This window comes from Ammoniphilus sp. YIM 78166 (genome assembly GCF_004522215.1).
In the GTDB taxonomy this organism is placed as follows: Bacteria; Bacillota; Bacilli; order Aneurinibacillales; family RAOX-1; genus YIM-78166.
This window is the reverse complement of the sequence record NZ_SDLR01000019.1, coordinates 1-21482: the sequence shown is the minus strand read 5'-3', so window position 1 is coordinate 21482 and position 21482 is coordinate 1. Positions and strand designations below refer to the sequence as shown.

Below are 21482 nucleotides of genomic sequence, written 5' to 3'. Positions count from 1 at the left end.
ACCCATATCACTTCATTTCTCGAAAAAACAGGGGACTGAACCGCGGACGTAAGGGGATTTTCATGGGAGACGGGAGGGCAGGCCCTCCTGGCCTTGGGGTTTCCAAAACAAAACCGCAGCCATACGGTCCCGGACCAGTCCAAGTTGAAAAATAAAAGCCTAATTACCTAAAAGATCAGCTTAAAATAGGAAGCCTAACCCAAAATTTAGAAGGCACCTCCAAAAAACAGACTAAAAACACACCAAATCGTGAAAAAATAAAACAAAGACCCTCACAAAGAGGGTCCTGTTGAAACAGCTTTAGACATGCGCTAGCTCTGGTGTGCCTAAATGCAAGGGAGGAGGCACAAGCCAGCCTTTTTCTTTATTAATACGCAAGAGTCGAGCTCCGAATTGCACTTTAGTAGCGTGGAACTGGGTAAACATCGCTGCGATATCTTCCCGGATGCATTGACCGATGGCTTGGCTGCAAGCCACTAAGCCGACAGCAAAATCTCTGGTAAGGGACCCGGATATTTCTTGGTCCGTGAAGCGTGCGCCAGCCGGAATATTTTCCAACATGGCTTGTGGTTTTTCGGGAGGTGCAGGAGGAAGTGCAAGCCCGTTTACTTTTAGCAGATTTTCAAGCTGGGTAATTTCTTGCTTTTTGGATTGAATGCAGTCCTGAAGAAAACTTTTCAAGTCCGTGTCACCTGCATGGTTTAGGAGGGTCTGGTAGCCGGCAATCATCGCCTTAGAGCCAGAAAGATAAGTCCAAACACCATACACCTCACCGTAATGCATCGGTTCTTCTTGTGGATTTCCGCTTAAGATCCCCATCATCGTCCTCCCCATACTCATAATTGTAGTAAGATCCATGTCGGGTTCTCCTTAAGTTGAAGTTGTCACCCAAAAGATAGGTTAACCTTCTGTCCGATCAGGTATGAGAGGGATATTCTTCCTTGCTCCACTCCCTTAAGCGTTCATCGGAAGGCAAGAAAAGGGTGGCTATTCCTAGCAGCGGAAGAGCACTGCAGAAATTCATAACTAACTTTAGCCCGTATATATCGGCCATCTTCCCAAGGATGACCGAGCCTAAGGCTCCAAGACCGAAGGCCAACCCGACAATCAATCCAGAGACCATACCCACTCTTCCAGGGAATAGCTCCTGGGCATAAACCACCGAGACAGAAAAGCTGGATAAAAGGATAAATCCCATGACGATAAATAAAGGGTATACCCACTCAAGTGAAACATGTGGAAGCATTAAGGCTAAAGGTGCGGCTCCTAGCATTGAAAAAAGCAAAACAGTTCGTTTTCCGAACCGATCGGCCAGCGGGCCGCCCATGAAGGTACCAGCTACCCCTGAGGCAAGGAAGGCAAAGATATAATACTGGGCTTCTCTGACATCTAGTCCGTAATAGTTGATCAGATAAAACTGATAGTAATTCGAAATGCCAGTGGAGAACCAACTGCGAGCAAAAACAAGAAAGATCAGCAGGAAAATGGCAAAAATCACGGCTTTCTTTGGCCTGCTTGGATTCACCTCTCGTTTTCCCCTTTTCTTGACCCGAGGAAAATACAGCAGCTGTTCTTTATACCAGAACGATACATAAAGCAAAATGAGAATGGCTAAGGCAGCTACGCCTGTAAACCAAACGGCACCAAACTGTCCCAACGGAACAAAAATTAAGACCGTCATCAAAGGGGCCAGCGACTGGCCGCTGTTCCCTCCCACTTGAAAGATCGACTGCGCAAGTCCTCTGCGGTCGCCTGCCGCCATATAGGCGACCCGCGAGCCCTCGGGATGAAAAGCTGCAGAACCAAGTCCGATAAATACGACTGACAATAACACCGCTTCAAACGAAGAGGCGAAGGCCAACCCTAACATGCCCAAGAGAGAACTCGCCATTCCTAGGGGAAGCATAAACGGAAGGGAGTGCCGATCGGTAAACCATCCTACCAACGGTTGCATAATGCTCGATGTGATGTTAAGTGTAAAAGCAATCCAGCCTAACTGGACATACGTGAGCTTCATGGATTGTTCCAAGATTGGAAAGATCGCCGGTATGACCGATTGCATAGAATCATTTAATAAGTGCACAATACTGATCGCAAACAAAATGCGGTACATCGTTGGCTGCGGTACTTTTTGAGTATTTACTGCGACTTGCAAGACCGTCTCATCCCCTTCGTGAATTAAAACATATTCCTATTATAATGCTTTGCCCAGAGAATAGAAGACCTCCGAACAGAACAACCTAGGAAAAGAAAGGAGGGAAGTGTATGTCCAAGAAGAAGAGCAAGCCATCCCAAACCATCGACCGCGATGACATTCTTCCTGATTTTCCTCAAGATCAAGTTCAGTCCAATGGACTCGAAAATGCAGAGCAAAAAGCAAAGCAAACCGGACCTGCCCCTGATTAATCAGTACAGAAAAAAAGGACTTTATCCTTAACTAAAGGAAAAGTCCTTATTTTTATTTTCTACCTTGTGCGTTCTGAACGGCCATTTGGTGGAAAAACAGCTGACTGTCAAGCGACCACTCCGCTCCATCGCTTAAGTGCCGGTACGTTCCATCCGGCTGCAATTCTCTTGCTTTGACACTATCCTTTAACGACGTCGCCAGGATCTCTTTTACTCGTTTTCTTAGCCCGTCATCAAGAACGGGAAACAGGATTTCTACCCTTCGATCCAAATTACGGGTCATCCAATCCGCACTAGAGAGATAAACCTCCTCAATCCCTCGTTTTTGGAAGTAATACACTCTGCTGTGCTCGAGGAAGCGACCCACGATACTTATGACTCGAATGTTCTGACTAAGCCCTGGCACTCCTGGACGTAAACAACAGATCCCCCTGATGATCAGCTCGATCTTTACCCCTGCTTGCGACGCCGCATACAATGCGTCAATAATTTCCTTGTCCGTTAAAGCGTTCATTTTCGCAATGATGTGCCCTGGGGCTTCTGGTGTGCTCTGATCCATCGTCTCTTGGATAAGGGCCAAGAAACGCGAACGGAGTCCGCTGGGAGCAATGCTGAAGGTCTTTAACTGCGGGGGACGGGACTGTCCAGATAGATGATTGAAAAATAAAGTCGCATCTTCCCCCACCTCTTCTCTGCTCGTAAACATTCCCAGATCGGTATAAAGGTTAGCCGTAATTTCATTATAGTTTCCGGTACCCAGATGCACATAGCGCTTGATCCGCTCTCCCTCCTGACGAACAACAAGGGTAATTTTGCTGTGTGTTTTGAGGCCGACCATGCCATAGATGACATGACAGCCCGCTTTCTCCAATCGCTTAGCCCAAGCAATATTGCTTTCTTCATCAAACCTGGCTTTCAGCTCGACGAGCACAAGCACCTGCTTGCCATTCGCGGCTGCATCCTCTAAGGCTTGGACGATCGGTGAGTTTCGGCTTACGCGGTATAACGTCATCTTAATAGCGAGCACATTGGGATCAACGGAAGCTTTTTGAATAAATTGGACCACCGGGTCGAAGGACTCATAAGGATGATGAAGGAGAATATCCTTTCTAGAGATCACATCGTAAAGATTGGCCTCCCCTAGGATATCTTCAGGTGGTTGGGAATACAGCTTTTCAAAACGAAGATGATCATAGCCTTCTAAATGAGAAAACTGCATAAGAAACGTCAGATCTACCGGCCCCTCTACGGGATAAATATCACTTTCCTCTAGCTCTTCACTTTCTTTGATGAATTCCTTTACACTCTCGCTCATGCTGGATTCGATCTCGAGGCGGACGGCTACCCCCATCTGGCGTTTTTTCAGTTCTTCTTCGATTTCTTCTAGTAGATCCTCCGCGTCTTCCTCATTGACAAAGATGTCGGCATTACGTGTAATGCGAAAGGCATCTACAGATAATACCGTTTTTCCGGCAAATAAAGGTGCAATATGACTGCGAATCAGATCTTCCAATAAAATAAAGGCCTTCTTATCATCTTGAGACGGTAGCTGAATAAAACGAGGCAGAACAGAAGGGACTTGAACAAAAGCGAAGAGCTCCTTTGTCTGGTTTCGTTCCGTATCTTGGAGCTGAACAGCTAGGTTTAAGGTCTTATTATGTAATAAAGGAAACGGATGGCTAGGGTCAACGCCCATTGGAGTCAATACAGGAAACACCCGGTCATGGAAAAAGGTATTGGCAAATTGTGATTGTTCTTCATTCATTTCTTGCGCACGTAGAAAGGAAATCTTCTCTTCTCTAAGAGCAGGCAATATGGCCTCGTAAAAATAATCATATTGTCTCTTCACCAGAGTTCGAGCGTACTGTTCAATCGCAATCAACTGCTCCTTCGGTGTCATCAGGGATTTACTATCCGGCTTGCTAAAGCCCAACAGGAGCTGGTCCTTAACATTGGCTACCTTCACCATAAAAAATTCATCCATATTCGAGGATGTAATGGATAGATATTTTAGTCGCTCAAATAAAGGATTACGTGAGTCTTCTCCTTCCTCCATCACTCTTTCATTAAAGGCCAGCCAACTCAGGTGCCGGTTAATGAAGAAGCCATGCTCATCTACTCCCTGTACCTCTCTTGTTTTTTCAGATCTTTGTTCCATTGATTAGTTCCTCTTCCATATTGATTCTTCGACTTCGACATGTTCTACTAAAATTGTAAACGAGATCTTAAAAAAAATACATCTTTATGCAAAAAAAGAAAAAGCGGACCACCGGCCCGCCGTCATTTTCTTTTAGGGATTATAAGCTAAAGCCTTAGAATTGGGCACCGTTGAAAATACGATTTTCTTGCGTTTTCTTACCGTTTCTTGGACTCCATTTTTCCAGTCGTCTGAAAGCAGGGCTCCCCGTCGATTCGTGTATTCATTGTGCATCTGCTCATTGGCCTCACAACAAACCTCAAAGATCTCGTCAAAGTGAACAAAAGACATCTTCTACTCCCCCTTTTACCTTACTTAGGCCTGTAGACAAAATGGAAAATTCATAATCTTATGTATTTATCTTAACAGTCCAGAGCAACGCTGTAAATTAGTGAATTAAATCAATACGTGTGTTTAGCATCTATTCCCGTTTTGAAATCAGGAGCATTTCCGTGAAAACACAAGAAATTCAAAGAATAAGTTAACTTATCCGCCAATAAAAACGCTTTCATTCAAAATCTCATCGATTTTCTCTTCTTTCTGAACATGATTTGAGGCGAGATTTTAGGTATAATAAGATTAAACCAAATTGGACAATAGGAGCGAATTCTTATGGCTCAACGAGTAGCCACCATGTATAAACAGGTAAAATTAGAACTTAGCCCACACCAGTTAAAGGAATTTGTAAAACTATTTGAAACGAATCACAACACGACCCAGATCCGTGTATTTGAGAATGGTGACACGGAGATGATCCTCTTTGACCATGGCAACGAAATCCCTCTTGTCTTTCACCCTTTAGGACCTCACTTCATCTTCGAAGGATCTTTTATCATGAAGGATCTTCAATTGGCCAATACCATGCGAAAAGCAGTCCAAGAATGTAAAGGTCATGCTCTCGTCCATCGCCTCTACCTTAAACACATCATGGAATATCAGTATGCCTATGGCAATGTAGTGAAAATCCAGGAAATACGTGATAATACGACTAAACTCGTTTACGAATATAAGGACACCATTGGAGACCTTACTCGACTGTACCTGCAGCGAGGAGTAGAAGATCAAATTGCTTGGGTTCGCCTTCAAATCGACCAATTGCTGGATTTGCGCATGAAGTCTGAAGACAAGACAGCCATTGATGCGAGTCTTCAAGCTCTGACCCATGAACTTTTTGTCTTAGAAGCCTAAAAAATAAGGAGATACAGCCCCGCTGTATCTCCTTATTTTCGTTCACAAAACCTTCATCTCCCTCCCCTTTTTTCTTCCAGTTTCTGCTTTATAATAAAAGTAGGAAGAAAATGACAAAATTCTTCCTCACTAAACGAAGGGAAGGGTGAGTGTGATGTCTTTTGCACATTTTGATGAGATCAACAAAATTTGCTGTGAGAATGCCGAATACTGGGATGGCTTCCCCGAAGGGTTCCTGCCTGAGTTGAAAGTCAAAGAAAGGGACGTAATTCCTCCAATCCTAAGAAGTCGACTTGTCCCAAAATTTAAGCCTGTTGAAGAAGATGAAGCGGTTTATATGGTGAAATATGGCCAACTTGTATAATGAAAACTCCGACCAGAGGGTAACTCAAAGGCAACGAACTTATGAGTTATCCTTTTTTGTTTGTCGAAATGTGACTTTTTTCACAGCGAGGCCTCTATGATGTTGTTATATTAATAAATATAAAAATAATTTAAAAACTCTTACTACCCATCACAGGAGGCTATTTATATGATGATACTATCACAGCAAGTTTGCAAAGGATGCGGATTGAAGCTCACGATGTTTGAAATTCAGGAAAAGGACGCACACTGCATGGATTGCTATAACGAAAGCAAAGAAAAGTCAAAATCTACTGGTGGAGAACAAGATATTTTTGCAAGACGAAAAAATACCCGCAGGTATGCTTGGTACTACCATCATCAAGCACGTACTGCGGATAAATCTTTAACCTAGGCTAACGGTGTGGATGGCTTCGTACTTTGGTACTCGGTCTAAATGGGATTGGAAGAGCACCACCTGCTGTACCTCCCAAGACCACTCTTTGGACTCAAGCTCCGTTGAAAAGGATGGAAGTGCAAAAGGCTTCTCGGTGCGCCATCTCCTGGCAAGCGTAATATGGGGATGATAAGGCTTGGTCTCTAGCTTCATGCCTGCCCTTTGACAGGCTCGTCCAGTGGCTTGATGGACTTGCGCCAGTATAGGCTGTTCCTCCACCCCCACCCAAAAAATGCGGGGAGCGTTTCTTTCCCCAAAATAACCGAATGCATTAGCCTTAATGGTAAAAGGCGAAATCTCTCTTATCACAGGCGGAAGAGATTCTATTAAAACTTCTCTCGCCTCCTTTGATACATCTCCTAAAAAGTGAAGCGTAATATGGTAGTCTTCCGGAACCACCGTAGACTTAAAGGGAAGTTCCTCTCTACGGTTGGTAAACCATTGATATATAGGCTGAGCAATAGGACTTGGAACGGGTATCCCTAAAAAATAATGAGCAACCAACAGCCGATCACACCCCTTATAGAGGAATTTTTAATCGTTGACCTACGGTTATGGTGTCTTGTTCTTTTAATTGATTATGCTGGGCTAGGGCCTGCACGCTGGTCCGATGCTTCCGAGCAATCTGGTGAAGGGTATCTCCGGCCTGTACTTGATATTCGGTTTCCCGCGGCAGCTTGAGCAGCATCCCGTACTTTAGATGTTCATGAGAGGTCAAGCCATTGAGCTGGGTTAGCTGTTCAACAGTGACTTGATGACGCCTCGCTATGGAATACAAGGTGTCCCCCTTCTTCACTTCATAGGAGTTTGAAGAAGCACTCGCACTTTGTACCGTTGTAGTTGCGGCCTTTTCCTGCCCGGATTTTTCATCTACGACGATATATACTTGAACCGATGGATTCTTTTGAGCAACGGGATTTCCCTCAAGCCTAGGTTTGACTGGAATGATAATCCGTTGATTTAACAGTAAAATTCGTTGTGGATCAAGACGATTGACCTTGGTTAGCTCATCAACCGTCAAGCCATATTTTCTGGCAATGCTCCAGAGGGTATCTCCCGTTTTAGCTAAATGGATAAAACTTAAGGAAACGGCACCCACTTGAGGCATCGCCTTAAAATCCACTTTAATCTCCGTCCCGCTTGAAGAAACCTTCATATTGGACGAAATTTGGGCGTTTGCTTCGCCCCCTAATAATGTTATAAATGCCACGCAAATCCCCAACATCTTTTTCATTTCTTTCTCTACTCCTCCTGCCAACATTTACTAAACCTCTTTCTATCGACAGAATTCGAGTATGTACTCCACTTTATGGGGGTTGCATCTTACTTTTTTCTATTTTTCGTTTAGATCCTGTTGATCCCTCATTTGTTGATATCGCTGCTGAGGAATAGAATGCTGCAATGCTTCTTCTACTGTGGCACGCGCTTGCTGATCATTTTCCCTATGCTCCATCGCCTCTTGTTCGAGCTTGGCAATCTCCCTTGGATTATGTGGCATATATGCTCCTCCTTTGGTTTAGGCTTAGAGATATTTTCCCCGGATGGCAAGAAATCATCCTATTTGCTTGGTTCATTTTATTTGCTAGGAATGGTAAGATGGAATCTACCTAGTACATAAAGGGAGATTCATTATGATATGGAAGCCTTATGATCCAGTTTATGTTCCTGTTCCTATGCAGGAATGGCTAAAAGAACAGCGCATTCCTCAGATCTTTGGTCCGATCCTTTTTCGGCGCGGAGTAACCACGATAGATGAACTGGAGCATTTTTTTTATGGAACTTTAGAGAAAACAACCCCCAGTACCGCTTTTGGGCCATCGATTTATAAAGGAGTCGAGCGATTAAAGCAAGCTTTTTTAAATAAAGAAAAGATTGTTATCGTAGGAGATTACGATGCTGACGGCACCACAGCAGCAACGGTGATCATGACCGTATTGACCACTCTGCAGAAGCACTACGGATATGAAGTGGAGTACCTTATTCCGGATCGATTCACGGAGGGCTACGGACTCAATGATCATAACCTGCCTCGCCTATTGGAGAAAAAGCCTCAACTGGTCATTACCGTAGACTGCGGCGTGTCTAGCGACTCGCAAATTCGTACGCTAAAGGAGCTTGGAATCGATACCATTGTCACTGACCATCATGAGCCCAAGCAATCCTTTCCTGAGCATGCCTATACCGTCATTCACCCGATGGTGACCGATTATCCTGACCATGGCATTTGTGGCTGCACCGTAGCCTATCAATTTATGAAAGGGATCTGGGAATGCCAGGGAAAGCAGCCTCCAGCTTGGGTTTCTGAAGATCTACTAGACCTAGTGGCCATAGGGACGGTTTGTGATATTATGCCCTTACGAGGCGATAACCGGATCTATGTTCGCCTAGGCATGGAAAAAATTCGAAGCGGCCAGCGGCTCGCTTTCCGTCTTATGAAAGATAAATTCGGGTGGAAAGCGGTTAACACCAAAACCTTAGGATTCTCCATCGGTCCGCGGATCAATGCAGCAGGCCGCATGAAAGACGCGGACCCTGTCGTCAACCTCCTACTCTCTCAAGATGAGTCCTATTGTATGAGCATTCTAGATGAGCTAGAAAAAAGAAATACGGAACGAAAAGCAGCCCAGGAGCACGTTGTAGAAATGGGCATGAAGCAAGCGGAGAACTCGCCTTACCGACATGTGTTGGCCATCATGGATGAGTCCTTCCATGAAGGGGTCGTAGGGATTGCCGCATCGAAGATGGTAGACCGCTTCTATAAGCCGACCTTCTGTCTTTCGAAGCATGAAGGCAAGGTGAAAGGATCGGCGCGGTCGATCGAAGGCGTGCACCTGTTTAAGCTGATGGAAAAGTATCAGCATCTGCTTGGCAACAAGTGGGGTGGACATGCCGCGGCAGCCGGACTCACGTTTGAAGATGAAAACATGGTAGAGCCCTTTTTCCGTGCCTTGGATGAGGAACTCGACACCTATCCTCCAGAAACGTGGATCAAGATTCATCGCTGGGATGCCTTGCTCTCCCTAGATGATTTACCTGATATGGACCGCTTTTTTGAGGTATTGACCAAGTTAGAGCCTTTTGGACAAGCGTTTCCCCCTGTGCAATGGGCGGTCGAGGGAACGTTGCTGCCAGGGCGTGAACTAAAAGAGGATCAGAAAATTGGCAAGTTGCAGATTGGGTTTATGAACGTCCCCTTCGCCATGTGGTCCGGAGCCTCACGCGCCCGTTTTCATCAACCGCAACTATATTATGGCAGCTTTGAGTACAGTGATTTCTGGAAAGCCATGCAGATCGTCCCCGTGTGGGTGGAATAAAGAAAATACGCGAGAGGCGAATTCATTCGCCTCTTTTTCTTTCAAGCAGGATTTTAGCGTGGAATGGCTAATATTACATTTAATAGCGCGACATAAAAACGTAGACAGCTTGCGAATAATTTAGGATAAACTCTCTGGATAAGGAGGTTAGGAGGATGATCCCCCTGAATGAACGATACCAATTTAGCGAGAAGATCTTCACCTCACCTTCGGGAAGCCTATTCTTAGGAAAAGATGAATCCTTACAACGTCAGGTTTATCTTTATCGGATGGAAAAGTCCAAAATTTCGGATGAGGAACACACAAGAATGATGGCAGGAGTTTCTCATGTGGTCCACCCTAGTTTTTTTCACATTTTGGATATGGGAGTATCCAAGGAAGGCGCCTTTGCCGTATTAGAAAAACGAGAAGGAATTTCGTTTGTCCAATTATTGAAACAAAAGAGCGATCCTTATAGTTTAAAAGAAATCCTATCCATAGCCATTCAAGTAGGTAAAGCGGTGCAGGATGCATTAGAAGAGCGCATTCGAGGATATTCCATCACAGCCGAGAATCTTTGGCTTTATGAGAACCAAGTCATGGTAATCAATTACTGGACAGAAGGAGAGCGGGAACAAAGAGGAGCGATGGGATTAGCTACCCTCCTTTACCAGCTCATCACCCGTTCGGTCGACGTTCCTACAGAGCTCGAAAGAATCGAAGAAGAGATTATGGAGAGTCCCCTGAATGGTTCCAAGGAAGAAAAAGAGTCCCTTATCCGAATGCTGCGAAGAGCACGGAACGGACAAGACACTTTATCTTCCCTCATCCTGAGCATGAATAGGCTTGTGAATCATGCAACCCTATCCGCTGATTTTTCTCATGAAGAAGTGGAACCAACCATTCATTGTACTTCGGAGACCGAAACGACCAAGCCCAAGCGAGCCAAGATGTTTTTACTGCCGACCTTTTTTCTATTGATTATCCTCCTTGCAGTCATGACGAGAGGATTATGGTTCAAGTCAGAGGAAACGCTACAGCCTCCAGCTCCTCAAGAGCCTGTACCCGTGACCGAAACCGTGAACGAAGAGCCTGAACCCGAAGAGGCTCCTACTCCTGAACCCGAATCTTCACCCGAACCAACCACCTTTGTTGAAGTGCCTAATATGGTTGGTGAGAGTCTTCAAGCCGCTGAGAAGCGGGCCCTCGATCAAGGACTCCGCTACCAATATTTTTTAGACTTTAATGAGAGGCCGGAAGGCGAAGTATTTAAGCAAGATCCCGAACCTGGAGATCAAGTGGCCAAGGGGTCCCGGATCACCTTTTGGGTAAGTAAAGGACCTGCTAACTAGTCCTTTAATTGATACTTATCTCTTAGCGAGGCGGGGGCCCATTTCACAATGGTTTGAAGAACCCAAGCCAGTACAGCCATGTCGTCTATTAAACCGAAAATGAGGAAGAAATCTGGGATGAGATCAAAAGGAATGAGAATATAACCTAGGACCAGCAATCCTGACAGCAGTTTATAGCCGAGAGGAACCTCCTTCGATCGAAAAAATCCAAACAAAAAGGGGATAGATCTCCGGATATTTAATAAAAAACGGATACGACGAAAGAATTTTCTCATAGATTCCCCTCCTTTTTAAGGCTTATCATACTGTGAGTTTTGGCCGATTTCAAGTAGTTGAGTTTCAGCAAATACGGAACCAGTGTCCTAACTCCCCCCTATGGGGGTTTTTTCATGGAAAGAAGAAATCCCGTGTCCGAAAAAGAGGGCGTCCCCTCAACATTGGGGGACACCCTCGCTCTCCTTCGTACGTAAATCTACAGTCCGGCCATGGACCTGAATTCTTCGAGGGATCAACGGATGGTTTTGAATCATCTTGATCCCTTTGCTAATGTTTAAATCTACGGCTCCCTCTCCGCTCAGCCACTTAAGCAAATCACTTCCTACCGTGTGAGGAACATACTCGATCGTTCGAATGGCTTCTTCTGAAATCCCGTCTCTCCTCATCTTATCAAGTATGGATTCGTGATTGACGAGTGGCTGCCCCTTCTGATGGCGTTCTCCAACAAGATAGATATCTGTAATCGGGTGATCATAGATTGACATGATGATATTGCGCAGGAGACAGCCAAACGGTTGGATAATCGCTCCGAAGCTCCTCATAATAATCATTTCCTCCATGTGAAATCCGGTGACTTGAGGCAATTCCTGCTCGAGCTCAGGCTTCATATCCAAAATGATGATACATCTTTTCTCCATCTCAAGACCTCGCTTTCTACGAATCTATAAATTTAACATCCACTGCGCCATTTGATAATACACGGGAATACCCACCGTTAAATTAAACGGGAAGGTAATTCCCAGTGACAAGCCTAGGTAGATGGACGGGTTCGCTTCCGGTACAGACGTGCGCAAGGCCGCAGGAGCAGCGATATAAGAAGAGCTTGCTGCTAGAATTCCCATAAGCGTTACTCCTCCAAGAGAAAGTCCGGCAGCACTTCCCACGACAACCCCGAGCAGGCCGAAACATAAAGGCATGATCACGGCTAAGGAGACCAGTTTTATCCCGTGCTTCGTGACATCGGCAAGACGCTGCCCCGCTACGAGTCCCATATTCAGCAAGAAGAGAATCAAAAATCCTTTGTATAGGTCAATAAATAAAGGCTTTACCACAGGTACGGCTTCTTCGCCGACAATCAAACCGACAAGCATACTTCCTACAAGCAGTAACACACTTTTTCCAAACAGGCTCTCCCGAATAACCTCAGGCTCTACCCAAGAGGTGAGGGATAAGGACCGCGGGGCCATAATGCCCATCGCTCTAGGGTGAAGGTGAGCATGATTCTTTTTGCGTGCTTCGGCTGCCTTTAACAGGAGCAAGGAGACGAGAATTGCTGGACTTTCCATCATCACCACCATGGCGTTCATGAAGCTTTCATACGTTACGTTCGCATGACTTAGAAAGGAGATACCTGCTCCATACGTCACGATGCTCACGGAACCATAAGTAGCTGCAAGACCAATCGAATTTTTTAGATCCAGCTTGATCCACCGGCAAAATAACAGGGTAAGCAAGGGAATGATCACCCCTAGCAATAGAGCTCCCAAGATCGGCTTAACCAGATGGGTAAGCGAATGCTCGGCTAACTCCATTCCACCTTTTAATCCAATGGCGATTAATAGATAGATGCTGAGAAACTCACTTAACCCAGCAGGAAATTTTAAATCAGACTTCACAAACGAGGCAAACAATCCTAATACGAAAAACAACACCACCGGTGACACTAAATTATGAACGACAATATCTAACATCTTTCCACTCCTCTCTAAATGAAAAAAACCGGCAAATCCCCCTAAAAAGGAACATTGCCGGTTTATCTTCAACTGACCTCTGCGGTCTTTTGAATATCTACCCTTGCAGTTTTTTCTCTACGTTATCTTCCATCATAAAAACCATAATGCGCTCACCCGTCCGAGTGCTGATATCGGTATGAAAGCTTGAAATTCGCTCTTGCGCGATTCCTTCCACTATTTCTTTCAGCTGGTCTGTTCCCGATTCAACAAGGTCGGCCCGGATCTTCTTAATAGATAGAAGACCATCCTGGGTTTTAGCTAAGTTTTGTTCGGCCGGTGTCAAAATCCCCTTAAGCAAAACGATAATCATGTTCCTTACAATATCGGTCTTCACCAAGACGGAGCCTCTTCCTAAATACTCCTTTTCCCATTGCGTCAACGCTCGGCTGATGAGATTCTCCATTTCACCTTTGGAAAGTGCTTTATCCATCGTTTCTCCTCCAATAAACCAAAAGATCGGCACATTCCTCCCATAAAAAAGAGGAACATACCGATCTATCGTAGACAAAACCTTATTTCTTAATACCACTTTTTCACCCTGTCTCAATAACTGTTACAGAATGCTAAACTGGAATGAAGATAAGGCTCATTATACGGATCTTTCGGAACTTATATTTATTCATATCTTATCGGCTTGCTCTTCTTTTGTCAATCCCTAAAGTTACTAAGATTTTCATTTGCATTCCTAGTCTATCTTGATTAAAATAAGAAAGGTTTAGATTTATAGATTTCCTTTTATGAAAGGTGAACATTCATGCAGTGCAAAGTATGTAAAACTCCTACCGCTAGCTCTACTGGCGTATGTAACGAATGTGGCTCATTTTCCCACTCTCCGGTACAATCCTATAAGGACACGGTAAACAGCTCCTTAGTGAATATTCTGCTTGGTTCCTTCGGGATCTTGATCTTAGGGATCATTCTCCTGTCAGTGGCAATAGAACTTTAAAAATGGCTTAAAGCACTCGTAACCGAGATTGCTTTAGCCATTTTTGTTTTTTTCCTTTATAATAACCATGAGAAATAAAGGAGGGCGTACATATGGAATTTACGATGAAAGAAAATGGGTTTATCACTCAGTTTGAGTATGGAGAGCTTCATATCTCCGGGGACGAGACTTATGGATTTCGACCTTTCCAGCTCATGGTCTCCTCTATCGCCGTTTGCAGCGGAGGGGTCCTGCGTAAGGTTCTTACCAAGATGCGCATTCCCTATGAAGATATTCGCTTAGAAGCCAAAGTCGAAAGAAATGAAGCAGAAGCCAATCGAATCGAGAAGATTCATGTCCACTTCTTGATCAAAGGCAAGGACTTGAATGTAGAAAAAATTGAAAAAGCACTGGAACTCACCCGAAAAAACTGTCCGATGGTCCAGTCAGTCAAGGATAGCATCGAGATAACCGAAACGTTTGAACTGATAGAATAAGGGCTGGCTATTTGCTAGCCTGCCCTTTCTTGTTAAAGCTTCTGTGCGTCTTCCGCAACCTGCTGCAGCTCGTGCCAAGCCTTCATTGACAATTGATAACCCTCCCTTAATTGAGAAGGATTACCCACTTCCATACCTTCCAGCTCTGTACTTAGTCCCAGCCGATATTCGCCGATTACATGGACGAGCTTGGCTTTGAACTTTTTCAATTCAGGATGATCAGGTTCAACTTCATTATTGGCTCTATTCCAAAGATACAGAAGGTCCTGGTTGGCTTGAACCATCATTTCTTGGACTTCATGAAGCTCATCATGCCCTTGCGCTTCTCCCAATCCTTGCTCTAGCTCCCCGATTAAGCGCTGGGCAGATCGGATTGTTGTTTTGGCCAGTTCCACAAAGTCGCGATCCTTATTGCTCTGGTTTGTCCCAATAGATGCTAAGTTATAGCGCATATCCTTTTCGGTCGCCTGTTCTTGTTTTTCTTCTGTTGTTGCGAAACAGCCGCTTAATAGCAAAGAAAAAATCAAAATGAATGTGATGGTTAGTCGGGAGGGCTTCACCTTCTGCTTTCTCCACCTTTCAGTGAAATCTCCCTACTACTCTATGAGCTTGTCCTCGATTTCATTCCGTATATCCTCTCGATTTTAACCATTGAACCGTTTGGTCTAGCTCTTCTTTGGTCGTATATCGTCCTAAACTGAACCGGATAGTCCCTTGTCCATCAAACGCGCTAACGCCCATCTCTTGCAAGACGGCTGACAGCTTGATCTGCCCGGAATGGCAAGCGGAACCCGTAGAAGCCGCTAGCTCAGGGACGGCGCCAAGAATATCGCTTCCAGGTCTTCCTTTAAAGCTGACGTTCAGCGTATTGGGTAACCGATGCTCCGGATGGCCATTCAATCGAACGGAGTCTCCAAAGGCTTCTTGCAACTGCCGCCAGAAATACTCCCGCAGCTCCCGAATTCCTGGGTTTGCCAACTCCTGTTCGGCTATTTCACAGGCTACGCCTAATCCAACCGCCATGAGTACATTTTCCGTACCTGCCCGTCGCCCTTCTTCATGGCCAGCGCCGTGGATAAAAGACTCAATGGGTGTTCCTTTACGGATATAAAGGGCGCCCACTCCTTTCGGAGCGTATAGCTTATGCCCCGCAATACTGAGCAGGTCTACCCCCAACTCGTCTACTCTGGTTGGCACTTTACCTACAGATTGTGCGGCATCGGTATGGACTAAGATTCCGTGTTTCTTGGCCAGTTCAGCAATCTGGCGAATCGGCTGAATGGTCCCTACCTCATTATTCGCATGCATGACTGAAATCAGAATGGTTTGATCGGTTATGGCTTTCTCTATTTCCTCTACTGAAACTTCTCCATATTGGTCGACACCGATATAGGTCACCTTAGCCCCTAATCGTTCTAAAAATCGGCAAGGCTCTAGAATGGCTGGATGCTCGATAGCTGTGGTAATGATATGGTTACCTTTATGAGCAAGGGCATGAAAAACTCCTTTTAAAGCATGATTATTGGCTTCGCTTCCACCGCTAGTAAAAATGACTTCCGAAGGGTCACATTGGAGAAGCGAAGCGACTTGCCGTCTGGCACGGTTCACGGCCTCCTTGGCAGGCACAGCGGCCCAATGACTAGTGGAAGGATTGCCATAATAGGCATGCAAAAAAGGGCTCATCGCCTCTACGACCCGAGGGTCAATGGGGGTACTCGCGTTATAGTCCAAATAAACCTTTTCCATTATTTACTCCTCCTTGAACAAACAATTAAGGAAATCCTAGGTACTGAGGTGATGCCAATATGACGAACCATGAAGATCTTATGAAGCAAGCCCATGAACAATTAGCGGAAAAACAAGTGGAAGAAATCGATCAGATGCAAGCGAGGCGATACAACCTTCCGCTCCCTACCCATACGGATCCAACAATCCAGTCTGCTGTGTTTTCCGATTTGTTTTCAGGCTTACCTGTGAACGACCATCAAGATGAAAGATCCTAACCCCATCATAGCACAGAATAGAAAAAAGAGGCTCTCCCATGGAGAGCCTCTTTATCATAAATCCTACATTTTCCGTCTTACCACAAACTCCGTATCATCTTCATTGATTCCTCTGGTATAAAAGTCAAACTTATCCCGATCAATCGCGCCTTGAATGCGGTCTTCCGTCCGCTCATTCACATGATCCACCAAAATCGATAAGGTATCCTGGTGGGATAGTTCGTCTAAGAGCTGATGAATATGCCTTAATTCATTGTCGTCCACTTCATGCATCACATTATACCGGAAATCTGCCATCTTCCTTCTCTCCTTCAACATCATGTTCCCTTTTATGATGTCATCCTGAAGGAAAAATTATCCCCATGGGCGCATTCCGTCTTCCTTGATAATCGTGATTTCCCATTTTCCCTCAAGGTAACGAGCGATATATTCTCCTTCCCATTCGCTTCCCGGATTTCCGATCAGAACTCCCTGCCCTCTGATTCCCTTCACACGGAAATGATAATCATCAAATTCCTGCTTTAAGAGCTCGAGCGTGAGGAGAAGAGCCTCTGTATCTTCATGAAGAGGGACCGTGAAGGTCGGATCTACTGAAGTGAAGCCTTTTTCTACCGTTCCAAACACAACCTGTCCATGGTACGCCATCAACCCTTTTCCCAAAATCCTTTGCTCATCCTCACTCCATTTGGCAAGGACACTCGCGTTGAGCGCGAGAACTTCGGGTGGTGAACTCGAATGGGGGGTGCGGAACAGCTGGTCACTAATCACCCGATAAAGGTCAATGCGGTTCTCTGCTTCTGCAGCCGTATGGAACTGAAAGGAGTAGGAACGTCTCCCGGCATTGACAGATACAACGACGGTTTTATTAGGCAGAAACATCTCCGGAGTAAAAGTCATCCCCTCCTTCGAGCCGGCCGTCGCCCCTAGAATGGGGATGGAAGGATCATCGGCATAACGCAGTTTCATATCCATGTCTTTAAATTCTGTAGGATTCCATTGCACAGTTACTGTATCGAATAAAGGCACATTTTTCGCTCCATCTTGAGGATAGGAATAGGTAATCCAATTAGAATTTAAATAAGAATTCCACCCCCATACTCCTATAAGAATGCCTAAAAGCCCACCGACTGTAATCCATAATATCGATCGTTTCACGAATTCGCCCTCCTATCACCAATACACTGGAAAAAGACTGTTCGCTAGCATCTGCGCTAGGAACAGTCTTCCTATGTACTCATTATATCATCTTTACTCCGCTATTACGCGCTGTGCCCCGTAGAAAGGATAATTATTCAAGTACCAAGTCACATCACTGATCTCCACGGCCTTCACGGCAGAGTGAGCAATCTTGTTGTTCCCTAGGTAAATGCCCACGTGCGTAATTTTCCCCGCTCCATAAGAATCGAAGAACAGGAGATCTCCAGGCTTCCAGTCTCCTGCTTGAACAGAAGTACCATATGTAAATTGCTCCTCCGATACGCGTGGAAGCTTGATTCCCATCTGCTGCATGACATACATCGTAAAACCACTGCAGTCAAAGCCGTCAAGGCTTGTCCCACCTGTACGGTAAGGAATGCCAATCAGCGGGGAGATCACTTGCTGTAATCGGGATGTTGACATATCCGAAGATCGTGAGGTGGTTTCTACTGCAAAGGTTAAGAGCGGGGTAAAGATATAGCCGATCTGGGTCATCCCGACCCTCACCTTTGTCCATTGCTCTCCTCGCTCGATCACTTGAACACTGGCTCCCCGTTTAAGTGAAGTCACTACTTTGGCCTGAAGGTTCCCTTCTTCTCTCACATTTACACTATCTCCATTAATAAGAGCATTCCTTAGCAAGGGAGCGGTCTCCACTGGCAAAGGACCTATGAGAGCCGGAGGTGCACTGTCCTTGGTATTTACTGTAAGCTTCTGTCCAAGCAGGAGCATGTCCGAGGATAGATGATTCATCTGCTTTAACTGTTCCACTGTCATTCCATATTGGCGAGAAAGCTTAAACAAGGTATCTCCTTGAGATACAATATGCTCCTCTGCTGCCGCTGCGCTAGATGCAAGAAGAAAGGAAAAAAGCACCATACCTGCGATCTTGTTCATAGGTTACCTCCGGTCGAGTGATGTCAAATCTTGCTTTAGTTGGATACATTTATTATACCTCAAGAATACAACGGACGGGGGAATAAAAATTGCAAAAATCCAAAAACTATGGGAAAAATGTGGAGGGAATAAGCGATGCTGGAAATCGAATTTCAACTTAGAGGACTAACCGATCAATCGAAAATACAAGAGGTCGAGCGAAGCCTTGGCTACTTAGCTGGGGTCGAGCGAGCGATGGTCGATGTGAAGAACCAGAAAGTTTTTGTCGAATATAATCCCGATATGGTGGACCCCGACATGATGAAACAAGCTTTGCAAGAGACAGGAGTGGAAGCGACGTAGAAAAAACTTCATCGAAGTATTTTCTAAGTAGCCAGACCGCCTTAAGAGGAAGTTTTTTATGCCTCCAGGAAAGTTCCTTCGCTTTAATACTTTGTCCAAGCTATACTTTCCTTCACGGTAAAAAAAGAATAGCCTCCACGCTGGATGGAAGCTAGTTTCTTCTGAGCAGAAGGATGACAAGAAGGATAAACAGCACGAGAATGATTAAGAACTCATCGTCCTGGAAAAAACCGCCGCCTGATTGATGACTCATAGTGAAGAACTCCTTTCTCTTACACTCTAGCCTATGAGTACACCCGCCCAAGCGGCATGGGCAGAAGCCCAACTCAGGTATTTTGGGCTTATGCCCAACCCTTCACTTCACGAGACGGTAGGCCACATACTGCATCTGATTGGCATATTTTTGTGTGATATCTTGATGCTTACCCCAAATATCATAAAGGGATGGGTCAATGTAGGCGGACGGGTTCCATTCCGGCTGCTCGAGGTACTGATGCTGCTTAGGCGAGAGGGCAGACGCCACCGTTCCTTTTTTCACCACGTTAGCCAAGCGAAATCCCGCTAAGCGAAACGCCTTTTTCCACTCTCTCTCCGTTGGAACATAAGGAATGCTATAAAGCTCCTTAAACTCCTCCTGCTGCGCCTTTGTTAACGCCAGCCCTGCGGTCATATCGATATCCAACACCACTCCACCCGGACGCAATACCCTCGCGTACTCTTTCAGCGATGGTACGATATTCGTAAAGATCGTGACGGATTCAGCTAATAAAAAATCAAAAGATTCTCCTGGAAAAGGAAGCTTCTCGCTGGATCCCTGGATGAGCTGGATTGGCAGCCGCTCTTTACGGAAACGCTGAGCCGCCTTCTGCAACATGAGCGGGTGAGGTTCTATAGCGGTGACTTGGCATCCATAGGTCTGAGCCAGATAAGCAGCCGATTGACCTGTCCCGCACCCTACCTCCAACACCTTGTGCTGGGGTGAAAGCGATTCTGATTTTGTCAACTCCTTCGTCAGGGCAAATCCCCCGGGATGTGCAGCACCAATTCCAAAGTGAGCCAGGAAATCGTGGTAGTTATACTTTTTCATGAGTCTCCCCTTTTTTCCGCATCGGTCTACTCTATGGTATGCGGCAAGGCGTGGTTTGGGAGATGGGATTGAGTTGGGTTTGAATGAAGAGATTAAATAAGTGGAGATTGTTTAATTAAACGTGGAAACTGGTCGCTTCTACTGCTAATTAGGTGGATTAAGTCCATCTATTTTATGCTAGAGGGATCCAGATGAAGGGGTTAGATTAGTCTAGATGGCATATATCCATCTATTTTGTCTATGAATATGGGGTTTGAGAGGTGTAAGAGACTTTTTTCCACTTATTCTAGAAAAAGGGGCTCCTCACTCGCTCGTCCAACCGGTAAAAGTGAATCCGCTGCTTTTGGGATGCCGAGTGGATCAATCCTTTTTGTTCGAGTTCCGATAAAATCTTTTTAACCGGTTTATAAGTAAGCTTCAGAAGGTCTCTGATTTCCCCTTGGGTAATCCAATCGCCTTTTTTCATAGCAAAGCGGATGACTTCCTTCTCTTGAGCTGTCAAGGGAATGAGAGAGTGTTCATCGCCAAAAATTTTACCCATGAGTTGCTGAATGGACTGCTGACATCGACGAGGCTTGTCTTCAATGTGATCATACGAAAAGCGTAAGACCACCCACCCATCTATCACGAGCTGATTCTGCCGCTCGAGTTATGGTCAGCGAACTGCCACCGACTAATGTTCTTCAGATGAGGACCATAGCCGTCTACCTCGAAACAGATTTTAATTCCTTGACGGAGGTAGGCAAAATCTAAATACCGCTTACCATCCTTAAAGTCATCCACCTCATACTCCGGATGCAGATACTGAAAATGGTGAAAAAGAGGCCACCATACCGTCTCTAAAAACAACTTTTCTGCCGAGGCATGTCCCTCATTTAAACGGCGGAGCCTCTCGCCTTTCCTGGCAGCTTGATGGTCGCTTAAAAATCTAGCATATTGCTCTTCAAAATTCATCTTATTCCCCCTCTCGAGTTAGAAGGACCCTTGTATTAGGGACTCTCTTCCAATTCTAGCAAATCGGGAAGAGGGAGGAAAGGCGGCAAACCGAATAGGTGGAAAATCTCCACTTACATAACTTATCTCTCCCCATTTTAACTAGATTAAGTGGAAAAACGTCAACTAATTTTAAATACTGAAAGGTTAAAGGGGATAAAAAAACAAATAGCTGACCTTTCTCCACCTAATTCATGTTTTGCTCGGTCCTATAATATGAATAAGTGACGTTTTTCCACTTACACTATCTCAAATAACACCATCCACTCATCAATATGAATCGATGAAATCTTTCCA

General features: G+C 45.2%; 28 protein-coding genes. 9 read left to right on the top strand and 19 right to left on the bottom strand.

The genetic code is table 11. The features are described 5' to 3' along the window. Nucleotides 1–300 precede the first annotated feature (300 nt). Nucleotides 301–819, bottom strand: coding sequence for a DUF3231 family protein (locus EIZ58_RS31790; protein ID WP_134705075.1), 519 nt, complete (start codon nucleotides 817–819; stop codon nucleotides 301–303). A 97-nt stretch (nucleotides 820–916) separates the two neighbouring features. Beyond that, nucleotides 917–2155: an MFS transporter gene (locus tag EIZ58_RS31785; RefSeq protein WP_370297873.1), complete on the bottom strand. Its 1239-nt coding sequence runs from the start codon at nucleotides 2153–2155 to the stop codon at nucleotides 917–919. A 110-nt stretch (nucleotides 2156–2265) separates the two neighbouring features. Here EIZ58_RS31785 and EIZ58_RS34050 point away from each other — a divergent pair, with 110 nt between their 5' ends. Then, nucleotides 2266–2406, top strand: coding sequence for a hypothetical protein (locus EIZ58_RS34050; protein ID WP_167578096.1), 141 nt, complete (start codon nucleotides 2266–2268; stop codon nucleotides 2404–2406). Between the two features lie 52 nt (nucleotides 2407–2458). Here the strand turns inward: EIZ58_RS34050 and EIZ58_RS31780 are convergent, their stop codons facing one another. Both EIZ58_RS31780 and EIZ58_RS31775 read right to left on the bottom strand, forming a co-directional pair. Continuing rightward, nucleotides 2459–4564 (bottom strand): RNA degradosome polyphosphate kinase, encoded by a 2106-nt coding sequence (locus EIZ58_RS31780; RefSeq protein WP_134705057.1) that lies wholly within the window; start codon nucleotides 4562–4564, stop codon nucleotides 2459–2461. A 132-nt stretch (nucleotides 4565–4696) separates the two neighbouring features. Continuing rightward, a complete protein-coding gene (locus EIZ58_RS31775; RefSeq protein WP_134705056.1) occupies nucleotides 4697–4894 on the bottom strand; it encodes a hypothetical protein in 198 nt (65 codons plus the stop codon). A 321-nt stretch (nucleotides 4895–5215) separates the two neighbouring features. Between EIZ58_RS31775 and EIZ58_RS31770 the strand changes: the two genes are divergently transcribed. The 3 genes from EIZ58_RS31770 to EIZ58_RS31760 all read left to right on the top strand — a co-directional run bounded on the left by EIZ58_RS31770 (nucleotide 5216) and on the right by EIZ58_RS31760 (nucleotide 6548). Further along, complete coding sequence (locus EIZ58_RS31770) at nucleotides 5216–5791, top strand: non-ribosomal peptide synthetase module (RefSeq protein ID WP_134705055.1); 576 nt, start codon at nucleotides 5216–5218, stop codon at nucleotides 5789–5791. Between the two features lie 154 nt (nucleotides 5792–5945). Continuing rightward, entirely contained in the window at nucleotides 5946–6155 is a 210-nt protein-coding gene (locus tag EIZ58_RS31765; RefSeq protein ID WP_134705054.1) for a hypothetical protein, read from the top strand. Nucleotides 6156–6323: 168 nt separating this feature from the next. After that, entirely contained in the window at nucleotides 6324–6548 is a 225-nt protein-coding gene (locus EIZ58_RS31760) for a hypothetical protein (protein ID WP_134705053.1), read from the top strand. Here the strand turns inward: EIZ58_RS31760 and thpR are convergent. From thpR to EIZ58_RS34045, 3 genes are all read right to left on the bottom strand, one after another. Next, a complete protein-coding gene (gene thpR / locus EIZ58_RS31755) occupies nucleotides 6540–7094 on the bottom strand; it encodes an RNA 2',3'-cyclic phosphodiesterase (RefSeq protein WP_167578095.1) in 555 nt (184 codons plus the stop codon). The two genes, EIZ58_RS31760 and thpR, sit on opposite strands and share 9 nt — an antisense overlap. A gap of 16 nt (nucleotides 7095–7110) precedes the next feature. Next, nucleotides 7111–7824, bottom strand: coding sequence for a LysM peptidoglycan-binding domain-containing protein (locus EIZ58_RS31750; protein ID WP_167578094.1), 714 nt, complete (start codon nucleotides 7822–7824; stop codon nucleotides 7111–7113). A 99-nt stretch (nucleotides 7825–7923) separates the two neighbouring features. After that, nucleotides 7924–8088, bottom strand: coding sequence for a hypothetical protein (locus EIZ58_RS34045; RefSeq protein ID WP_167578093.1), 165 nt, complete (start codon nucleotides 8086–8088; stop codon nucleotides 7924–7926). Between the two features lie 133 nt (nucleotides 8089–8221). On the opposite strand from EIZ58_RS34045, the gene recJ reads away from it, so the two are divergent. Both recJ and EIZ58_RS31740 read left to right on the top strand, forming a co-directional pair. Next, nucleotides 8222–9904 (top strand): single-stranded-DNA-specific exonuclease RecJ, encoded by a 1683-nt coding sequence (gene recJ / locus EIZ58_RS31745; RefSeq protein WP_134705050.1) that lies wholly within the window; start codon nucleotides 8222–8224, stop codon nucleotides 9902–9904. 155 nt (nucleotides 9905–10059) lie between these two features. After that, nucleotides 10060–11235 carry a PASTA domain-containing protein gene (locus EIZ58_RS31740; protein ID WP_134705049.1) on the top strand — a complete coding sequence of 392 codons (1176 nt, stop codon included), beginning with the start codon at nucleotides 10060–10062 and terminating at the stop codon, nucleotides 11233–11235. Here EIZ58_RS31740 and EIZ58_RS31735 read toward each other — a convergent pair. The 4 genes from EIZ58_RS31735 to EIZ58_RS31720 all read right to left on the bottom strand — a co-directional run bounded on the left by EIZ58_RS31735 (nucleotide 11232) and on the right by EIZ58_RS31720 (nucleotide 13674). Continuing rightward, nucleotides 11232–11510, bottom strand: coding sequence for a YkvA family protein (locus EIZ58_RS31735; RefSeq protein ID WP_134705048.1), 279 nt, complete (start codon nucleotides 11508–11510; stop codon nucleotides 11232–11234). The two genes, EIZ58_RS31740 and EIZ58_RS31735, sit on opposite strands and share 4 nt — an antisense overlap. A 156-nt stretch (nucleotides 11511–11666) precedes the next feature. After that, nucleotides 11667–12149, bottom strand: coding sequence for a carbonic anhydrase (locus EIZ58_RS31730; RefSeq protein WP_134705047.1), 483 nt, complete (start codon nucleotides 12147–12149; stop codon nucleotides 11667–11669). A 24-nt stretch (nucleotides 12150–12173) separates the two neighbouring features. Further along, nucleotides 12174–13202 carry a sodium-dependent bicarbonate transport family permease gene (locus tag EIZ58_RS31725; protein WP_134705046.1) on the bottom strand — a complete coding sequence of 343 codons (1029 nt, stop codon included), beginning with the start codon at nucleotides 13200–13202 and terminating at the stop codon, nucleotides 12174–12176. 97 nt (nucleotides 13203–13299) lie between these two features. Next, complete coding sequence (locus EIZ58_RS31720) at nucleotides 13300–13674, bottom strand: Na-translocating system protein MpsC family protein (RefSeq protein WP_134705045.1); 375 nt, start codon at nucleotides 13672–13674, stop codon at nucleotides 13300–13302. A 608-nt stretch (nucleotides 13675–14282) separates the two neighbouring features. Here EIZ58_RS31720 and EIZ58_RS31715 point away from each other — a divergent pair. Further along, the gene (locus tag EIZ58_RS31715; protein WP_134705044.1) at nucleotides 14283–14666 is read left to right on the top strand and encodes an OsmC family protein; all 384 of its coding nucleotides are present in this window, start codon (nucleotides 14283–14285) and stop codon (nucleotides 14664–14666) included. A 32-nt stretch (nucleotides 14667–14698) separates the two neighbouring features. On the opposite strand, the gene EIZ58_RS31710 is transcribed toward EIZ58_RS31715, so the two are convergent. Further along, nucleotides 14699–15226, bottom strand: a complete 528-nt coding sequence (locus EIZ58_RS31710; protein ID WP_134705043.1) for a hypothetical protein — start codon at nucleotides 15224–15226, stop codon at nucleotides 14699–14701. 61 nt (nucleotides 15227–15287) lie between these two features. Then, nucleotides 15288–16412, bottom strand: coding sequence for a cysteine desulfurase family protein (locus EIZ58_RS31705; RefSeq protein ID WP_134705042.1), 1125 nt, complete (start codon nucleotides 16410–16412; stop codon nucleotides 15288–15290). 59 nt (nucleotides 16413–16471) lie between these two features. Between EIZ58_RS31705 and EIZ58_RS31700 the strand changes: the two genes are divergently transcribed. After that, the gene (locus EIZ58_RS31700; protein WP_134705041.1) at nucleotides 16472–16669 is read left to right on the top strand and encodes a hypothetical protein; all 198 of its coding nucleotides are present in this window, start codon (nucleotides 16472–16474) and stop codon (nucleotides 16667–16669) included. Between the two features lie 63 nt (nucleotides 16670–16732). Here EIZ58_RS31700 and EIZ58_RS31695 read toward each other — a convergent pair whose 3' ends face one another. From EIZ58_RS31695 to EIZ58_RS31685, 3 genes are all read right to left on the bottom strand, one after another. After that, nucleotides 16733–16966, bottom strand: a complete 234-nt coding sequence (locus tag EIZ58_RS31695) for a hypothetical protein (protein WP_134705040.1) — start codon at nucleotides 16964–16966, stop codon at nucleotides 16733–16735. 57 nt (nucleotides 16967–17023) lie between these two features. Beyond that, the gene (locus tag EIZ58_RS31690) at nucleotides 17024–17824 is read right to left on the bottom strand and encodes a hypothetical protein (RefSeq protein WP_134705039.1); all 801 of its coding nucleotides are present in this window, start codon (nucleotides 17822–17824) and stop codon (nucleotides 17024–17026) included. Between the two features lie 93 nt (nucleotides 17825–17917). Continuing rightward, a complete protein-coding gene (locus EIZ58_RS31685; protein WP_134705038.1) occupies nucleotides 17918–18763 on the bottom strand; it encodes a C40 family peptidase in 846 nt (281 codons plus the stop codon). 135 nt (nucleotides 18764–18898) lie between these two features. Between EIZ58_RS31685 and EIZ58_RS31680 the strand changes: the two genes are divergently transcribed. After that, nucleotides 18899–19105 (top strand): heavy-metal-associated domain-containing protein, encoded by a 207-nt coding sequence (locus EIZ58_RS31680; RefSeq protein WP_134705037.1) that lies wholly within the window; start codon nucleotides 18899–18901, stop codon nucleotides 19103–19105. 355 nt (nucleotides 19106–19460) lie between these two features. Here the strand turns inward: EIZ58_RS31680 and EIZ58_RS31675 are convergent, their stop codons facing one another. From EIZ58_RS31675 to EIZ58_RS34655, 3 genes are all read right to left on the bottom strand, one after another. Then, on the bottom strand, nucleotides 19461–20261 hold the full coding sequence (locus EIZ58_RS31675; RefSeq protein ID WP_255438494.1) for a class I SAM-dependent methyltransferase: 801 nt from the start codon (nucleotides 20259–20261) through the stop codon (nucleotides 19461–19463). A gap of 217 nt (nucleotides 20262–20478) precedes the next feature. Then, nucleotides 20479–20820, bottom strand: coding sequence for a BlaI/MecI/CopY family transcriptional regulator (locus tag EIZ58_RS34660; protein WP_240689487.1), 342 nt, complete (start codon nucleotides 20818–20820; stop codon nucleotides 20479–20481). Further along, entirely contained in the window at nucleotides 20817–21146 is a 330-nt protein-coding gene (locus EIZ58_RS34655) for a hypothetical protein (RefSeq protein ID WP_240689486.1), read from the bottom strand. The genes EIZ58_RS34660 and EIZ58_RS34655 overlap by 4 nt, the downstream gene beginning before the upstream one ends. Nucleotides 21147–21482: the final 336 nt, after the last annotated feature.

Excerpts from the sequence above, each read along its gene's own strand:
- EIZ58_RS31680 (WP_134705037.1), top strand. The coding sequence starts at position 18,899 with ATGCTGGAAATCGAATTTCAACTTAGAGGACTAACCGATCAATCGAAA.
- EIZ58_RS34655 (WP_240689486.1), bottom strand. The coding sequence starts at position 21,146 with ATGAATTTTGAAGAGCAATATGCTAGATTTTTAAGCGACCATCAAGCT.
- EIZ58_RS31705 (WP_134705042.1), bottom strand. The coding sequence starts at position 16,412 with ATGGAAAAGGTTTATTTGGACTATAACGCGAGTACCCCCATTGACCCT.
- EIZ58_RS31780 (WP_134705057.1), bottom strand. The coding sequence starts at position 4,564 with ATGGAACAAAGATCTGAAAAAACAAGAGAGGTACAGGGAGTAGATGAG.
- EIZ58_RS31730 (WP_134705047.1), bottom strand. The coding sequence starts at position 12,149 with ATGGAGAAAAGATGTATCATCATTTTGGATATGAAGCCTGAGCTCGAG.
- recJ (WP_134705050.1), top strand. The coding sequence starts at position 8,222 with ATGATATGGAAGCCTTATGATCCAGTTTATGTTCCTGTTCCTATGCAG.
- EIZ58_RS31760 (WP_134705053.1), top strand. The coding sequence starts at position 6,324 with ATGATGATACTATCACAGCAAGTTTGCAAAGGATGCGGATTGAAGCTC.
- EIZ58_RS31725 (WP_134705046.1), bottom strand. The coding sequence starts at position 13,202 with ATGTTAGATATTGTCGTTCATAATTTAGTGTCACCGGTGGTGTTGTTT.
- EIZ58_RS31700 (WP_134705041.1), top strand. The coding sequence starts at position 16,472 with ATGACGAACCATGAAGATCTTATGAAGCAAGCCCATGAACAATTAGCG.
- EIZ58_RS34045 (WP_167578093.1), bottom strand. The coding sequence starts at position 8,088 with ATGCCACATAATCCAAGGGAGATTGCCAAGCTCGAACAAGAGGCGATG.
- EIZ58_RS31720 (WP_134705045.1), bottom strand. The coding sequence starts at position 13,674 with ATGGATAAAGCACTTTCCAAAGGTGAAATGGAGAATCTCATCAGCCGA.
- EIZ58_RS31715 (WP_134705044.1), top strand. The coding sequence starts at position 14,283 with ATGGAATTTACGATGAAAGAAAATGGGTTTATCACTCAGTTTGAGTAT.
- EIZ58_RS34050 (WP_167578096.1), top strand. The coding sequence starts at position 2,266 with ATGTCCAAGAAGAAGAGCAAGCCATCCCAAACCATCGACCGCGATGAC.
- EIZ58_RS31770 (WP_134705055.1), top strand. The coding sequence starts at position 5,216 with ATGGCTCAACGAGTAGCCACCATGTATAAACAGGTAAAATTAGAACTT.
- EIZ58_RS31775 (WP_134705056.1), bottom strand. The coding sequence starts at position 4,894 with ATGTCTTTTGTTCACTTTGACGAGATCTTTGAGGTTTGTTGTGAGGCC.
- EIZ58_RS31740 (WP_134705049.1), top strand. The coding sequence starts at position 10,060 with ATGATCCCCCTGAATGAACGATACCAATTTAGCGAGAAGATCTTCACC.
- EIZ58_RS31695 (WP_134705040.1), bottom strand. The coding sequence starts at position 16,966 with ATGGCAGATTTCCGGTATAATGTGATGCATGAAGTGGACGACAATGAA.
- EIZ58_RS31750 (WP_167578094.1), bottom strand. The coding sequence starts at position 7,824 with ATGAAAAAGATGTTGGGGATTTGCGTGGCATTTATAACATTATTAGGG.
- EIZ58_RS31685 (WP_134705038.1), bottom strand. The coding sequence starts at position 18,763 with ATGAACAAGATCGCAGGTATGGTGCTTTTTTCCTTTCTTCTTGCATCT.
- EIZ58_RS31735 (WP_134705048.1), bottom strand. The coding sequence starts at position 11,510 with ATGAGAAAATTCTTTCGTCGTATCCGTTTTTTATTAAATATCCGGAGA.
- EIZ58_RS31765 (WP_134705054.1), top strand. The coding sequence starts at position 5,946 with ATGTCTTTTGCACATTTTGATGAGATCAACAAAATTTGCTGTGAGAAT.
- EIZ58_RS31790 (WP_134705075.1), bottom strand. The coding sequence starts at position 819 with ATGGGGATCTTAAGCGGAAATCCACAAGAAGAACCGATGCATTACGGT.